The following is a 14,990-nucleotide window of genomic DNA, read 5'->3' on the forward strand; positions in this document are numbered from 1 at the left end:
GGCATGTCCGAAAGTCCGGCACTGGAGACCCACAAGGCCCTGAACACGGCGACCCACGTGTTCATGGACCATCGCGAGCTGCTGTTCGCGATCGTCTACAACATGCTCGGCAGCGTCGCCGATACCGAGGACGTGCTGCAGGAGACCTGGCTGTCCTGGTCCGGCAGCCGCAGCCGGTCACCGCTGAAGGAGATCGGCAACCCGCGCGCGTATCTCGTGCGCATCGCGGTGAACCACGCGCTGAAGCGCCGGGCCGTGCTCAGCCGACGCCGTGAGACCTACGTCGGCCCGTGGCTGCCCGAGCCGCTCGTCGCGGAGGCCGTCGACGAGCCGCCGCCGGATGCCGCCGACCGCACCCTGCGCGCCGAGTCCGTCTCGATGGCGATGCTGGTGGTCCTGGAGTCGCTGACCCCGCTGGAGCGGGCGGTGTTCGTCCTGAACGAGGTGTTCGGCTACGCCCACACCGAGATCGCCGACGTCATCGACCGCAGTCCCGCTGCCGTACGCCAGCTCGCGCACCGTGCCCGGCAGCATGTGCACGCCCGGCGCCCGCTGTACGAGGCGCATCCGCGGGTGCGGAGGGAGGCGACCGAGCGGTTCGTGGAGGCCGCGCTCGGCGGTGACATCGGTGCGCTGATGGAGATTCTCGCGCCGGACGTCACGGTGTGGTCGGACGGCGGCGGCAAGACCCGCGGGGCGGGGCTGCGGCCGGTGCGGGGCCGGGACAAGGTCGTACGGCTCCTCACCGCGAACGCGTCGCGGGGCAGGGCGGGCCTCGACATCAGCTACCGGCGCGTCAATGGCGACGACGCGGCCGTGCTGTTCGACGGCGATTCCCCGTACGCGGTGATGGTCATGGACCTCACGCCGGAGGGCGACCAGGTGTCCGGCGTCTACATCGTCGGCAACCCCGACAAGCTCACGCACGTGCGCAAGTACGACAAGGGCGGGGCGACGGAGGGCAAGGGCGTATGACCACGTTCGAGAAGACATCGCCCGGCCGGCCGGGAGCCGACAAGGCCTCCTCCGGGCAGCGCGTGGCCGACTGGTTCGACGGCCGCCTGGGCACCCACAGCCTCGGCAAGAAGTATCTGCGCAAGGTCTTCCCCGACCACTGGTCGTTCCTGCTCGGGGAGATCTGCCTGTGGAGCTTCGTCGTACTGATCCTCACGGGCGTCTATCTGACGCTGTTCTTCCATCCGTCGATGAACGAGGTGACGTACCAAGGCAGTTACGTCCCGCTGAAGGGCGTGCGGATGTCGGAGGCGTACGCCTCGACGCTGGACATCAGCTTCGACGTACGGGGCGGTCTGCTGATCCGGCAGATGCACCACTGGGCGGCGCTGATCTTCATCGCCGGGATGCTCATGCACATGATGCGGCACTTCTTCACGGGCTCGTTCCGCAAGCCCCGTGAGGTCAACTGGCTGTTCGGCTGGACGCTGCTGTTCCTCGGCCTGTTCGAGGGGCTCTTCGGCTACTCGCTGCCCGACGATCTGCTGTCCGGCACCGGGATGCGGTTCGTGGAGGGCGCGACCCTGTCGGTGCCGGTCGTCGGGACGTATCTGTCGTTCTTCCTGTTCGGCGGCGAGTTCCCGGGGGACGACATCGTCGCCCGCTTCTATTCGCTGCACGTCCTGCTGATACCCGGCATCATGGCGGCGCTGGTGGTCGCCCATCTGATCCTGGTCTTCTACCACAAGCACACGCAGTTCCCGGGGGCCGGGAAGACCGAACGGAACGTCGTGGGCGCGCCGTTCATGCCGGTCTACATGGCGAAGGCGGGCGGATTCTTCTTCCTGGTGTTCGGGGCGATCACGCTCATCGCGGGGATCGCGACGATCAACCCGGTCTGGGCGTACGGGCCCTACCGCTCCGACCAGGTGTCCACGGGAGCCCAGCCGGACTGGTATCTGGGCTTCGCGGAGGGCCTGGTGCGCATCATGCCGGGCTGGGAGATCAACATGGCCGGACACACGCTGGTCCTGGGCGTGCTGATCCCGATCGTCGTCTTCCCCCTCCTCCTGATCTTCATCGGCGTCTATCCGTTCCTGGAGTCCTGGGTCACGGGCGACAAACGCGAGCACCATCTGCTGGACCGCCCGCGCAACCGGCCGATCCGCACCTCCATCGGCACGGCGTGGATCAGTCTCTATCTCATCCTGCTCGCGGCGGGCGGCAACGACATCGTGGCCACCCGCCTCCATCTGTCGATCAACACGGTCACCTGGGCCGCCCGGATCGCCGTGTTCGTCGTGCCCGTACTGGTCTTCATCGCCACCCGGCGCATCTGTCTGGGGCTGCAACGCCGGGACCGCGACCTCGTCCTGCACGGTCGCGAGACCGGCGTCATCAAGCGCCTCCCGCACGGCGAGTTCGTCGAGCTGCACCAGCCGCTCTCCCCCGCCGAACTGCACGTCCTGACCCAGCACGAGCAGCCTCGGCCGCTCGAACCCGGCCCCGCCCAGGACGCGAACGGCGTGCCGAGTCCGAACGGCTCGAAGCTGCGGCTTCGGGCCCTGCTGTCCCGCGGTCTGTACGGCGCCGGTACGCAGGTGCCGAAGCCGACGGCCGAGGAGCACGGCAAGGCCCATGCGGTCGAAACAGTCGAAGCGGCAGAAGCGGTCGAGGAGCCGCAGGCAGCCCCCGCGGTCAGCGAGGCGGGACCTCCAGACGGCTGATCCGCTGGGCGCCCCGGGCCTCGCCCGGATGGCGGCTCGCCATGGTGAGCCGGAGCCGGCTGCTCCGTACCGCGTCGAAGGTGATCACCGTCGGCGCGTCGGACGCGGTGGCCCAGTCGACTTCGGCTCCCTTCACGGGCACGTAGCGGTGGCCGTCCCAGTGGGCGACCTCGACCGTGGCGGGCAGGGTGTGCGTCGCGTCGACGGAGAAGGAGACCTCGACGCGGTCGATGGTGCGGGTGCGTCCCACGTCGACCGAGACCCAGTCCTGCGGGCGGGCGCCGTTGAAGGCGGGCAGCAGTGCGGTGGGCGCCTTGTGGAAGGCGTTCGACCAGCCGGTGGCCGGATCGCCGTCGAGCATCGCGGCGGGCAGGGTGTCCGGACGGCCGGAGTAACTGGCGTCCGCCACAGGGGAGTTCGGGGCGCCGGGACCTGGGTCGGGCTTGAACTCCGGCGCCGGGGTCAGGATCTTCGCGTTCGCGGGCGTCGTGCGTACGGTGACGGTGGCGCTCCGCAGCCCCTCCGCGCGCGCCCGGACCGTGAGGCGCCCGGCCCGGCTGCCGGAGCGGACGATCGCCAGGGCCTTTCCGTGGAAGGCGGTGCGGGTACTGGCCTGATAGCGCTCGGCGCTCTCCTCGCGTCCGTTGTCGAGCCCGGCCAGGGAGCCGCCCTCGACGTCGAAGGCCAGCAGGTGCTCGGCGCCCGGCACCACCACACCGCGGGCGTCCACCACCTCCGCGGTCACGAAGCACAGCGAACGGCCGTCCGCCGGAAGGGACTTGCGGTCCGCAGTGAGGCGCACGGCCTGCGGCTTCCCGGCGGTGCGCAGCACGTCGGTGGCGATGGTCCGGCCGTCGCGGCGGGCCACCGCCTTGAGCTCACCGGGCGCGAAAGGCACCTTCCAGGTGAGGTGGAGCTTGCCCGCGCTGCCGTTGGGGCTGGTGTAACTGCCGGGCCAGGGACCGCCGGTGACGGTCTTGTCGTCTCCGGTCGCCTCGGTCGTCTCCAGGTAGGTGCGTCCGTCGGTGGTCTTCTTCTCGTCGAACTTCCTTGTGCCCAGCGACTTTCCGTTGAGGAAGAGCTCGACGGTGTCCACGTTCGAGTAGGCCCAGACCTCGACAGTCTCGCCCTCCTCGTGGTTCCAGCTCATCGGCACCAGATGGACCATGGGCTCGTCGGTCCACTGGCTCTTGAAGAGGTGGTACACGTCCTTCGGGAACCCGGCCGTGTCGGCGGCCCCGAAGAACGACGCCTTCACCGGGAACACGTCGTACGGCGTGGGCTCCCCGATGTAGTCGATGCCCGACCACAGGAACTCCCCCGTGAACCACTTCCGGTCCCGGTCCTTCTTCAGCCCGTACTCGCCGCTCATCGTCCAGGACGCGAGGTTGTTGTCGTACGAGGAGGTCGCGCGCTTGCCGGGGGTGTAGTTCTCGCCCGTGTTGAGGTGCTCCGGCTCCTGGTACGTGCCGCGTGTGGAGGTCGAGGACGAGGACTCCGACTCGAAGAGGAAGAGGTTCGGATAGCGGGCGTGCAGGGCGTCGACGGAGGCGGCGGTGTTGTAGTTGAGGCCGAGCCCGTCCAGCTTGGCGAGCATCAGGTCGGCCGGCGAGCCGACGGCGGGCAGGCCCCGGTACTTGTCGGAGCCGATCACGATCGGGCGGGTGTCGTCGAGCTTCTTGATGCCGTCGATGAGCCGGTCCGCCATGGCCAGTCCGGCGGTTGTGGTCGAGTCGGGGACTTCGTTGCCGATGGACCACATCAGGACGGCGGGCGAGTTGCGGGCCGCGAGGACCATCTCGGTGATGTCCGCGTCACTGTGCTCGTCGAAGAAACGGCCGTAGTCGTACGGGTTCTTGCCGCGCCGCCAGCAGTCGAACGCCTCCACCATCATCACGATGCCGAGCCGCTCGCAGGCCTCGATCACCTCGGGCGCGGGCGGATTGTGCGAGGTGCGCAGGGCGTTGATCCCCATGTCCTGCATGATCTTCAGCTGCCGCTCGACGGCGTCCGCGTCGACGGCGGCGCCGAGTGCGCCCAGGTCGTGGTGGAGGTTGACGCCGCGGATCTTGGTGGGGACGCCGTTCAGGGTCATTCCGTCGACGGGGTCGAAGATGGCGCGCCGTATGCCGAAGGGGGTGCGGTAGGTGTCGGTGATCTCACCGTCGACACGGAGTTCGGTGAGCAGGGTGTACCGGTCCGGGTTGTCGGAGGACCACAACCTGGGCTTGTTCACCGTCAGTTGCTGAGTCTCGGTGGCCGATTTCCCGACCTTGAGCGTCGAGGTCTCGCGGGCCACCGTACGGCCGTCGGGGTCGACGACTCTCGATCTGACCTCGACCAGTCTGACGGCGCCCGAGGCGTTCTCGACGCTGGTCTCCACCCGTACGAGCGCGTGCCCCTCCTCGATCTCGGGCGTGGTCACATACGTCCCCCACCGCCGGACGTGCACCGGCTCCGTGACGACGAGGCGGGCCTCGCGGTAGATCCCGCTGCCGGAGTACCAGCGGCTGCTGGGCAGTTGGTTCTGGACCTTGACGGCGATGACGTTCGCGGTCTTGCCGTCCGTGTGCAGCAGATCGGTGAGGTCGAGGGCGAACCCCGTGTAGCCGTAGGGGTGTTGGCCGACGAGCTTGCCGTTGCAGTAGACGGACGAGTCCATGTAGACGCCGTCGAACTCGACGGAGACACGCTTGCCCGCGTACGCGGACGGCAGGGTGAAGGAGATGCGGTACCAGCCGAGGCCGCCGGGAAGGAAGCCGGTGCCGCTGGTGGTGCCGTGCTCGGTGGTGGGGGTCTGCTCGATGCTCCAGTCGTGCGGCACGGCGACGTGCCGCCAGTCCGAGTCGTCGTAGCCGGGCTCGGCGGCCCGGGCGTACGCGCCGGTGGGGTCGGTGATGCCGGACGGGTTGACCAGCGCGAAGCGCCAGCCGTCACGTAACGGGACGGTCCGCCCTCCGACGGCGGTGCGGGCCCGGGGTGCGGCCTGTGCATCGGTGGCCCCCGCAAGGACCACGGGTGTCGCCGTTCCTGCGATCAGTACCGATCTGCGCGTCACCGTCATGACAGGTTCCCTTTCGCCAAGCGCTCACAATTGCTCATAACTGCTCGCGAACAAACAGATTCTGACGGTGCGACACTCAGGACCGTCAAGACTCCGGCAGCCCTCTTCTGTCCGTCACGTCACATCGGCCTGAAACCCCCGGTGGCGGGACGGCCTGGAACGACGGCCGGTGCCGGTGGGCCGCAGGCCGTGTGCGGACCCCCTGCACGGACTACTCTGGGACCCGAGTGACGCATCTGATCACTGTCAGTGTCCGCAATGGAGAGTGGCGACGATGAGGAGCCACGACGACACACCGCCGGACGGTCCGGACTACCCGTTCGACGAGACCGCCACGGCACGGGCTGTCCTCGACGCGGACGGCATCCTCGTCCAGTGGAACGAGGGCGCCCGTCGCCTGCTCGGCCATGCCCCGGCCGACGTACTGGGCCGCCCCGCCGTGGACCTGGTGGCCCCGGGCGGCGAGGTCGGACGGCCCGAGCCGACGAGCCGGCGCTGGAGCGGCCGCCTCACGCTGCGCCACCAGGACGGCAGCCCCCGGAACGTATGGCTGCTCGCCCATCGGCTACGGCCCGAGCGGGGCGACCGCAGCGACTGGCTGGTCGTCTCCCCTCTCACCGCCATGGACCCGCTGTCCGACGACGACCCCCTGACGACCGCGCTCCTGGACCACGCACCCTGCGCCACGGCGATCTACGACGAGCGGCTGCGGCTGCGCCGGATCAACGAGGCGATGGCCGACAACATCGGTCTCCCCGAGGAGCGGATCCGCGGGCTGCGGCTTTCCGAGATCGGGGCCAGGCCGCAGAGCGAGGACCTCGAGCGGCACATGCTCCGGGTGCTTCTGTCCGGGCGACCGGAGGAAGTGCAGACGTACATGCGGGCCGGCAGCGAGGAACAGCCGCACGCCTGGCTGGCGCGGATCGCGCCGCTCACGGACACCGAGGGCAGGGTACGCGGCGTCTGTCTGGCCGCACACGACTTCACCGAGCAGTACCTGGCCCGCGAGCGCCTCCAGCTCGTCAACGAGGCGAGCATCCGCATCGGCACCACCCTCGACGTCAGACGCACGGCCCAGGAGCTGGCCGACGTGTGCGTGCCCGCGCTCGCCGACTTCGTGAGCATCGATCTCATGGACCCGCTGGACCAGGGCGGCGAACCGTACTCCGGGCGTCTGTCCGCCCCCGTCAGCCTGCGCCGCGCCGCCCACCGGTCGGTGCACCCCGGCACCCCCGAGGCCGTGGTCAAGCCGGGCCAGGTCGACGTCTATCCGGCGTCCTCGCCCCAGGCCGACTCCCTGGTGGCCGGCCGGCCCATCGTGGCCTCGGACCTGGCGTCCACGCTGTCGGAGTGGCTCGCCTGGGACCGGCCGCGCTTCGAACGCGTCAAGGAGTACGGCATCCACTCGACGATGTCGGTACCCATCCAGGCCCGCGGCACGACCCTGGGCGTCGCCGTCTTCACCCGGTTCCGGCGGCCCGACCCCTTCACGCCCGACGACGTCCTGCTGGCCGAGGAGGTCACGGCCAGGGCGGCCGTCTGCATCGACAACGCCCGCCGCTACACCCGCGAACGCGCGACCGCGCTCGCCCTGCAGCGCAGCCTGCTGCCGCGGACGCTGCCGCGCACGGCAGCCCTCGAAGCGGCGTCGAGTTATCTGCCCGCGGCGCAGGCCGGGGTCGGCGGCGACTGGTTCGACGTGATCCCGCTGTCGGGCATGCGGGCCGCCATGGTCGTCGGGGACGTCGTCGGCCACGGAGTCCAGGCGTCGGCCACGATGGGGCGGCTGCGGACGGCGGTACGCACGCTCGCCGACATCGACCTGGCGCCGGACGAGCTGCTGACCCACCTCGACGACCTGGTCGTCCGGCTCTCCGAGGAGGCGGGCAGCGACGGCACGACGGGCGAGGTCGGGGCCACCTGCCTGTACGCCGTGTACGACCCGGTCAGCCGCCGCTGCACCCTGGCGCGGGCCGGCCATCCGCCACCGGTGATGCTCCCGCCGGACGGCCCGCCCGAGGAGATCGACGTACCGCCCGGGCCTCCCCTGGGCGTCGGCGGGCTGCCGTTCGAGTCCGTCGAGCTCACGCTCTCCGAAGGCACCGTGCTCGCCCTGTACACCGACGGCCTGATCGAGAGCCGCGACCGGGACCTCGACGTCAGTCACCGGATGCTGTACCAGGCACTGGCCCGGCCCTCGAGCTCCCTGGACGACACCTGCCACCACATCCTCCAGTCGCTGCTCCCACCGACCGGCGTTCCCGACGACGTGGCCCTGCTCCTCGCCCGTATGCGCGGACTTCCGGCCTCTCAGGTCGCGACCTGGGACATCCCCGCCGATCCAGCCCTCGTCGGCCCGGTCCGCAAGCAGGTCGTCCAGCAGCTGGGCACCTGGCAGCTGGATGAGGCGGCGTTCACGACCGAGCTCGTGGTCAGCGAGCTCGTCACCAACGCCATCCGGTACGGCGACCGTCCCATCCGGCTACGCCTCATCCATGACTCCGCGACGCTGATCTGCGAGGTGTCGGACGCCAGCCACACCGCCCCGCACCTGCGCCGCGCCAAGACCTTCGACGAGGGCGGGCGCGGCCTGCTCCTGGTCGCCCAGCTCACCCAGCGCTGGGGCAGCCGGCACACGCCCGAGGGGAAGACGATCTGGGCGGAGCTGACCCTGGACGGGGAATGACCTCCGGCAGCTCGTTTCGTGACCTCCGGCCGCGCGCTTCGGTTCAGCGTCGGTCGCCGAACCCGCCGCCTCCGGACCAGCCGCCGGACCAGCCGCCGCCCGACCAGCCGCCTTCGTAACCGCCGCCGGAGCCGTCGTGCCCGCCGTCCCAGCAGTAGTAGCCGTAGCACGCCTGGCCGCGGTCGGGCGTGGGGATCGCCGGCGGTGGAGCCGAGGACGACTCGGGCGGTGCGGGCTTCGGTGTGGGGGACGGTGTGCGGGTGGGCGTGGGAGTGGCGCCGCGTGTCGGCTTCGGTGAATCGCCGTCCGTGTAGGCGTTGATCCACTCCATCTGGAGCGAGTCCACCGAGGAGTCGAACTGCCAGCGCTGGGATTCGCTGTCGTCCCGGGTCTTGAGGACGAGGGCCGTCTCACCCTCTGGCGCGGCGGGTGTCAGGGCCAGTTCCTGGCGCGCGAGCGGCACCAGGTTGTCCTGGAGGGTGAAGTCGTACCGCACGTTCTTGGTGTCTCGCACGGTGCTGCCCTTGCACGGGCCCAGCCGGACCGACGAGGCGAGGCGGGAGTCGAGGCACAGCTCGGGGGCGTCCAGGCTGCGGAGCGACCCGTCGCTCTCGTACGACCATTGCTGCCGGGCGGAGGAGGTGCAGGTGGTGAGCACGGCCTCCGCGCCTTTGACCGCCTCGCTGCCGGCGATACCGACGCACAGATCGTTCGCGGCATTGCGCAGCCGGCCGCGCGGTGTGCCGGACGACGAGTCGCCCGAGCCGGCCCTGGACGGCCCGGCACTGGGTGTCCTGCCGTCGGGCGTCCTGGACGCCGTTCCGGTGCCGGCGTCGGAGGGGGACTTCGCGCCGTCCCTGGCGCCGGCCCACAGGAGGAGCGGTACGACGACGCACGCGCTTACTGTGAGCACGGCCAGGGCGAGGGTTCTCCGGCCGCGCGAGCGCCTTCTGGGCTCCGCGGGGTCGCGCTCCACGGGGGGCAGGTCGGGGTACGCGGGGATGTTGTCGGGGTACGGGAGGCGGTTGTCGAGGTGCGTGGGGGCTTGCGCCTCATGGCGGTGGGCGTCATGGGGATGGGCGTCATGGGGATGGGCGTCACCCGCCGGGGCGGCGGTCCAGGATTCACCCGAGGTCGCGGCCACGACCGGGCCCGTGTGTGCGTCGCCCACGATTGGGCCTGTGGGCGCCTGGGCCACGACCGGGCGAGCCTGCGCCTCCTCGATCCGGGCGCGGCGGCCGGGCCGGGAGTCGAGATAGGTCCGTGCTCCCCAGCCGAGCACCGCCTCGGCCAGCAGCACGGGCAGCCGGCCGCCGGACTGGTCCAGTTGGTCGGCCGCGTACCGGCAGTACCCGCACTGGTCCATGTGCCGTTGCAGATCGCGCGAGGTCTTGGTGCTGCTGTGCCGGAGCGACGCGTCCAGCAGTCGGTTGTAGCGACGGCACTCGTCCCTGGGCGCGAGTGCGCTGTGCGCCTCCAGACAGCCCGCGCGTAAGAGTTCACGAGCCCGCTGCAGCTGGAGGGGAGCGTCCTCGGCGGTCAGGCCGATCAGGCCGGCCGGTATCGCGAGGTCCTCCGCCTCGACTTCCACGTGCCACAGAATGCAGCGGGCGTTCTCCGGCAGGTCCTGGAAAGCGCGGGACACCAGGCGCCTGTTCTCCGGCGGAAGAAGCCGTTCCACGGCGCGGTCACCGTCGTCGGGGCCGGACTGCAGTTCGGGGTGAAGCTGTGATCGCCGTTTGTCCGCGTCCCATTCCGCCGCGATACGGCGCACGGTGACCAGCAGCCGTGGCCGCCATGCCGCTGTCGATCCCGTCCGCCGTTCGTATTCCCCGAAGAGCCGGGTGAATGCGGCGGTGGTGAGCATCCCGGCGTACTGCGCACCGTTCGTACAGAGCCGCGCGTACGAGTGGACCGCTGCCCAGTGCCGCGCCAGCAGTTGCTCGTCGGTGGCGTCGCTCACGTGCACTTTCCTCCAAAAGCCGTGCGGAATGAGCCCGTACCATTGGGTACGGAATTGTCCACACGCTGACAAGCGCACCCTTGCACAGCGCATCGGTCCCGTTCAAGTGAATCCCCTCAATGCCCGTTTCTGTCCGGGTACTTGGAGGTGACAAACTGTCAGCAAATGTAGTTCGCAAAGTCATTCGGATTTCGTCTCCCGAACTTACCTGAAGTAAGTACCGATTTGCCGTGCAGAAATGGGAGTCCGCTCATCGCCGCGTCGGCACTCCGCGCGGGAGATCGGGCTGCTGTGTAACTGACTATCAGCGCCGCAGCCCCGCCCTGTACGCGCCGGGAGGCGTCCCATAGCGCTGCCGGAAGACCCGGTTGAAGTGGAATGGGCTGGTGAAGCCGGAGGCCGCCGCCACCCGTTCCACCGGCAGGTCGGTGGCTTCCAGGAGCCGGGCGGCGTGCAGCAGCCGCGCGGCGAGCAGCGCCCGCATCGGGGACTGGCCGAGCTGCTGGCTGAAGAGGTGCGCGAACCGGGAGGGCGAGAGCGAGACGCCCGCGGCCAGCGACTCCACGGTGTGCGGCGCGCCCGGGTCGGCGGCGATCAGCGCCTCGGCCCGGCGGACGCGTACGTCGACACCGGACCGCTGCGGCTCCGGGCGCGCGGTGGCGGCCGCGAGCAGGACGATCGATTCCAGGGAGCAGAGGGCCAGTTCGCGGGCGGCCGTTCCGTGGGCGACGGCCACCTGGCCGTCCTCGGAGGTGCCCGGCGCGGCGATCCGGCCGGGCGGGGCGCCCTCCCCCGTCCACCGCGCGTCGGCCAGCATCCGCCGGAACGCCGACTCCACGCGTTCGTGGACGCTGCCGGGGACCGGCGTGACGGCGTACAGCCGGTCACCCCGTGCGTACGGCCGCAGCCAGCCGGCCCAGGACGGCCTGGCCTGGCAGTGCACCCACCAGAACGCCCAGTGCCGCGCGCCCGGCGCGACCGCGTAGCGGTGGGGAACGTCAGGTCCGAGGACCACCAGATCGCCCGCGCCCGCGCGCGTTTCGACGGCACCCTGGCTCAGTCGCCCGCTCCCGCCCGTGGTCCAGGTGAACAGCCAACTGTCCGCGCCGTGTGGCCGGTTGACGCTGTAGCCGGGCCGCTCGTCGAATCGGCCGACGGTGACAAGACCCGGCGGCGGGGACGGAGCGGCAGGCTCCGGGGCAGCAGGCTCGGGCAATCCCTCAGCGTTCACGGGCATCCTCCCGATATCCGCGGCGGCCTAGCGTGGCAGGTACGGAGCTTCCGTCTGAAGGGGTGAACGCATGACAGTCACGGACATCGGCGCCTCCCGTGAGCCCATCCTGCCCGAGGCCGGCCACCGCCAGTTCGAGGAGGAGGGCTTCACGGTGCTGCGCGGCCTGTTCGGCCGGGACGAGGTCGACGGGCTGAACGCGGAGTTCACGGCCCTGCACGCCGCCGGTCCGGTGCCCGGCCACTTCGAGCCGCGCGCCTCGGAGACCCACGGTCCCGCCGATCCGCTGCACCGCTACCCCCGTGTGATGCATCCGCACCGCATCAACGACCTGGCGCTGCGTTTCCTCCTCGACCCACGCCTGCGCGGCGTTCTGGAGACGTTGTTCGGCGAGGAGGTCCTGGCGGCCCAGAGCATGTTCTACTTCAAGCCGCCGGGCGCCCGGGGCCAGGCCCTGCACCAGGACAACTTCTATCTCCGGGTGGAGCCCGGCACCTGTGTGGCCGCGTGGATCGCCTGCGACGTGATCGACCGGGACAACGGCGGCCTGGAGGTCGTTCCCGGCACGCACCGCATGGACCTGTTCTGCCCCGAGGAGGCGGACGCCGGGGTGTCCTTCGCGCGGGAGTACGTACCGCCGCCGCCCGGCCTGGCCGCCGTGCCGGTCGACATGGAGCCGGGCGACGTCCTGTTCTTCAACGGCACCCTGGTCCACGGCTCGCAGCCGAACCACAGCGCCGACCGTTTCCGGCGTTCGTACATCGCCCACTACGTGGGCCGGTCGGCCGAGCGCATCGGAAGCCACTACCGCACTCTGTCGATGAGCGGTGATCCCGTTCCGCTGCGGGAGAGCGAGGGTGCGGGGCCTTGCGGCACGGAGTTCGCGCCGGGCCCGCACTAGCGCTCCGCTGGAAGTGCGGTGCTGCTGAGGGTTCGTTGGACGCTGCGGGTCCGTTGTGGCTGGTCGCGCAGTTCCCCGCGCCCCTAAAAAGGGGCGCGGTGTACCGCACCCGACTTCGGCAGGTCCACTTACGTAGGGCTCAGGACCGCATGAGCCGCGCCCCGGTGAGGTCGAGTACACCCTCGTGCCAGGTCAGTCCCCGCAGATCAGGTACGACGACAGGGGCGTCGGTGGCCAGGCCCCGTTGTCCGACCCCGATGACGTACGCGCCTGCCGCCGCCCCCGCCTTCGCCCCGGCGACGCTGTCCTCGAAGACCACGGCCGTCGCGGGGTCGATCCCGAGTTTCCCGGCTGCCGCGCGGTAGCCGTCGGGGGCCGGTTTGCCGTGGCTGACGTCGTCCGCGGTGATGAGCACGGGCGGCAGCGGCAGGCCGGCGGCGGCGAGGCGGGCCCGGGCGAGTGCGGTGACGCCGGAGGTGACGACGGCCCACTTTCCTTGCGGCAGGCTCGTGAGGAGTTCGAGCGCGCCGGGCAGCGCGGTCGTGAGGGCGGCGGCCTCGATCTCCAGGCGGTCGATCTCGGCGAGCGCCGCGGGCCGCTCCGCGGGGTCGGCGACGAGCAGCGCGACGGTGTCGGCCGAGCGCCGCCCGTGCACCATCGCGGTGACCTCCTCGGCCGGCAGGCCCCGGTCGCGGGCCCATCGGCTCCATGCCTGGTCGACGCCCGGATCGGAGTCGACCAGGACGCCGTCGTTGTCGAAGAGGAGGCCCTGGCAGGGAATGTTCATTCGGGATCCTTCTCGGGATCGTTCAGGTGACGGGGCGGTTGCGGTAGCGGCCGACGAGTTCGCGTGCGGCGACCTGCATACGGGTGGGCGGCAGGCCCCGGGCGATCAGCGTCAGGTCGTCGACCACCATGTCACCGATGGTCAGGAATGCCTCCGGGATGCCGCCCGCGCGGTGGGCGGAGAGCACCAGTCCCTCCAGGCCGCGAGCGCGGTCGTCGGCGGCGACGGGCTCGTCGGGCCAGACGTCGATCGCCGCCAGCAGACGGCCCTGGGCGACTCTCGCGAGGAGCGCCGGGAAGTCGACGACGGGGGCGCGGCTGACGAACACCAGCCGGGCGCCGTCGGGCAGCAGGCCGAGTTCGCGCTCGCCGAGCAGATGACGGTTTTCGGCGGTGGCGGTGGCGAGCACGAAGACGAACCGGCTGTGGGCGAGGGTCTCGTCCAGCGTGGCCGGCACGAGACCCTGTTCGCGCAGGACGGCGTCCGGCAGCCAAGGGTCATGGACCCGGAGGGTGGGACGGAAGGGTGCCAGCAGCGGGTGGAGGGCGCGGCCGAGGTTCCCGAAGCCGATCAGGCCGATGTCCGAGCCCCGCAGCAGTACGGCGTCCGCGTTGCCCTCCCACACATACCGCTCCCGTCCGGCACGGAAGGCACGGTCCTCACGGCTGATGCCGCGCGCCAGGTCGAGGGCGAGCCCGAGCGCGTACTCGGCGACGGCCTGGGCGTACGCGGGCCCGCAGTTCAGGACGTGGATGCCGCGCTCGAAGCAGACGTCATAGTCGACGTACGGATAGAAGTTGCCCTCGACGTTGAGCACGGCCCTCAACTCCTGTGCTCGCGCGAGGCGTTCGGCGGGCAGGTCGGGCTGGCCGACGACGGCGAAGGCGTCGGGCAGGGCCTGGTCGAGGGCTGCTTCGGAGTCGGGTTCCACGACGGTGAAACGGTCGTGGAGCCGGGCCAGCGTGGCCGGGGCGAAGATGCGGTCGGTGGGGTGCGGGGCGGGGCGCAGGATCACGAGCGGCTTGTGCGGGGTGCTCACGGCTCTCCTTTGACACTCTGTGCATCTGACACTCTGTGCATCGTGCGCCGGGATGTGCCGGCGTCGACGCCGGGCAGCGCGGGCTACGTCCGCGAGTGAGCCACCAGGTCCAGGGCCTGCTCCCAGCGAAACCCGTCGTCCGGGCCGCCGAAGGCGGGTTCGCCGAACTGGACGCCCATCCCGCGCAACCGTTTCAGGCTCTCCTGGTACGCGGGGTGGGCCGTCAACGCCTCGCCCACGCACGGGAGTACGGCGATCGGCACACCGAGGCCGTACGCCTCGCACAGGGTGCCGAGGGCCAAGGTGTCGGCGATCCCGGCCGCCCACTTGTTGATGGTGTTGAACGTCGCGGGCGCCACGACGACGGCGTCCGGGTCGGGGAAGGGGCGCGGGTCGCCCGGGGACCGCCAGGCCGAGCGGATCACCCGCCCGGTCTGCGCCTCGACCGCCACGGTGTCGAAGAAGCCCGTCGCGGGCGGCGTCGCGATGACACCGACCTCCCAGTTCCGCTCCTGCGCCAGGGTGATCAACTCGCCGACGTGCTCGGCGACTCCGGCGGCGCAGACGACGACGTAGAGGAAGGGTTTCCGGCCCTGTTCGGTCACCCGGAAACCCTACTCAACACGGCCCATCGAGGC

General features: G+C 70.7%; 10 protein-coding genes. 4 read left to right on the forward strand and 6 right to left on the reverse strand.

Annotated elements, in window-relative coordinates:
* Positions 1-3 precede the first annotated feature (3 nt).
* Both sigJ and qcrB read left to right on the forward strand, forming a co-directional pair.
* Positions 4-975 (forward strand): RNA polymerase sigma factor SigJ, encoded by a 972-nt coding sequence (sigJ, locus tag G5C60_RS03685; protein WP_165254709.1) that lies wholly within the window; start codon positions 4-6, stop codon positions 973-975.
* Complete coding sequence (gene qcrB / locus G5C60_RS03690) at positions 972-2,681, forward strand: cytochrome bc1 complex cytochrome b subunit (protein WP_165254710.1); 1,710 nt, start codon at positions 972-974, stop codon at positions 2,679-2,681. The genes sigJ and qcrB overlap by 4 nt, the downstream gene beginning before the upstream one ends.
* Here qcrB and G5C60_RS03695 read toward each other — a convergent pair.
* Positions 2,653-5,745 carry a glycoside hydrolase family 2 TIM barrel-domain containing protein gene (locus G5C60_RS03695; RefSeq protein WP_165254711.1) on the reverse strand — a complete coding sequence of 1,031 codons (3,093 nt, stop codon included), beginning with the start codon at positions 5,743-5,745 and terminating at the stop codon, positions 2,653-2,655. The two genes, qcrB and G5C60_RS03695, sit on opposite strands and share 29 nt — an antisense overlap.
* A 274-nt stretch (positions 5,746-6,019) precedes the next feature.
* Here G5C60_RS03695 and G5C60_RS03700 point away from each other — a divergent pair, with 274 nt between their 5' ends.
* Positions 6,020-8,431 carry a SpoIIE family protein phosphatase gene (locus G5C60_RS03700; RefSeq protein WP_165254712.1) on the forward strand — a complete coding sequence of 804 codons (2,412 nt, stop codon included), beginning with the start codon at positions 6,020-6,022 and terminating at the stop codon, positions 8,429-8,431.
* Between the two features lie 43 nt (positions 8,432-8,474).
* On the opposite strand, the gene G5C60_RS03705 is transcribed toward G5C60_RS03700, so the two are convergent.
* Positions 8,475-10,394, reverse strand: a complete 1,920-nt coding sequence (locus G5C60_RS03705; RefSeq protein ID WP_165254713.1) for a ricin-type beta-trefoil lectin domain protein — start codon at positions 10,392-10,394, stop codon at positions 8,475-8,477.
* Positions 10,395-10,698: 304 nt separating this feature from the next.
* A complete protein-coding gene (locus G5C60_RS03710; RefSeq protein ID WP_165254714.1) occupies positions 10,699-11,631 on the reverse strand; it encodes a helix-turn-helix domain-containing protein in 933 nt (310 codons plus the stop codon).
* Between the two features lie 64 nt (positions 11,632-11,695).
* Between G5C60_RS03710 and G5C60_RS03715 the strand changes: the two genes are divergently transcribed.
* Positions 11,696-12,526 carry a phytanoyl-CoA dioxygenase family protein gene (locus G5C60_RS03715; protein ID WP_165254715.1) on the forward strand — a complete coding sequence of 277 codons (831 nt, stop codon included), beginning with the start codon at positions 11,696-11,698 and terminating at the stop codon, positions 12,524-12,526.
* Positions 12,527-12,665: 139 nt separating this feature from the next.
* Here G5C60_RS03715 and G5C60_RS03720 read toward each other — a convergent pair whose 3' ends face one another.
* The 3 genes from G5C60_RS03720 to G5C60_RS03730 form a co-directional block, all read right to left on the reverse strand.
* Positions 12,666-13,313, reverse strand: coding sequence for an HAD-IA family hydrolase (locus G5C60_RS03720; RefSeq protein WP_165254716.1), 648 nt, complete (start codon positions 13,311-13,313; stop codon positions 12,666-12,668).
* Positions 13,314-13,335: 22 nt separating this feature from the next.
* The gene (locus G5C60_RS03725; RefSeq protein ID WP_165254717.1) at positions 13,336-14,352 is read right to left on the reverse strand and encodes an NAD(P)-dependent oxidoreductase; all 1,017 of its coding nucleotides are present in this window, start codon (positions 14,350-14,352) and stop codon (positions 13,336-13,338) included.
* A gap of 83 nt (positions 14,353-14,435) precedes the next feature.
* Positions 14,436-14,957: a flavoprotein gene (locus G5C60_RS03730; RefSeq protein WP_165254718.1), complete on the reverse strand. Its 522-nt coding sequence runs from the start codon at positions 14,955-14,957 to the stop codon at positions 14,436-14,438.
* Positions 14,958-14,990: the final 33 nt, after the last annotated feature.

The sequence above is a fragment of the Streptomyces scabichelini genome, from assembly GCF_011045015.1.
GTDB classification, from domain to species: Bacteria; Actinomycetota; Actinomycetes; order Streptomycetales; family Streptomycetaceae; genus Streptomyces; species Streptomyces scabichelini.

Coding starts and splice junctions, on each gene's coding strand:
- G5C60_RS03710 (WP_165254714.1), bottom strand. CDS start 11,631: ATGCCCGTGAACGCTGAGGGATTGCCCGAGCCTGCTGCCCCGGAGCCT.
- G5C60_RS03700 (WP_165254712.1), top strand. CDS start 6,020: ATGAGGAGCCACGACGACACACCGCCGGACGGTCCGGACTACCCGTTC.
- sigJ (WP_165254709.1), top strand. CDS start 4: ATGTCCGAAAGTCCGGCACTGGAGACCCACAAGGCCCTGAACACGGCG.
- G5C60_RS03695 (WP_165254711.1), bottom strand. CDS start 5,745: ATGACGGTGACGCGCAGATCGGTACTGATCGCAGGAACGGCGACACCC.
- G5C60_RS03715 (WP_165254715.1), top strand. CDS start 11,696: ATGACAGTCACGGACATCGGCGCCTCCCGTGAGCCCATCCTGCCCGAG.
- qcrB (WP_165254710.1), top strand. CDS start 972: ATGACCACGTTCGAGAAGACATCGCCCGGCCGGCCGGGAGCCGACAAG.
- G5C60_RS03720 (WP_165254716.1), bottom strand. CDS start 13,313: ATGAACATTCCCTGCCAGGGCCTCCTCTTCGACAACGACGGCGTCCTG.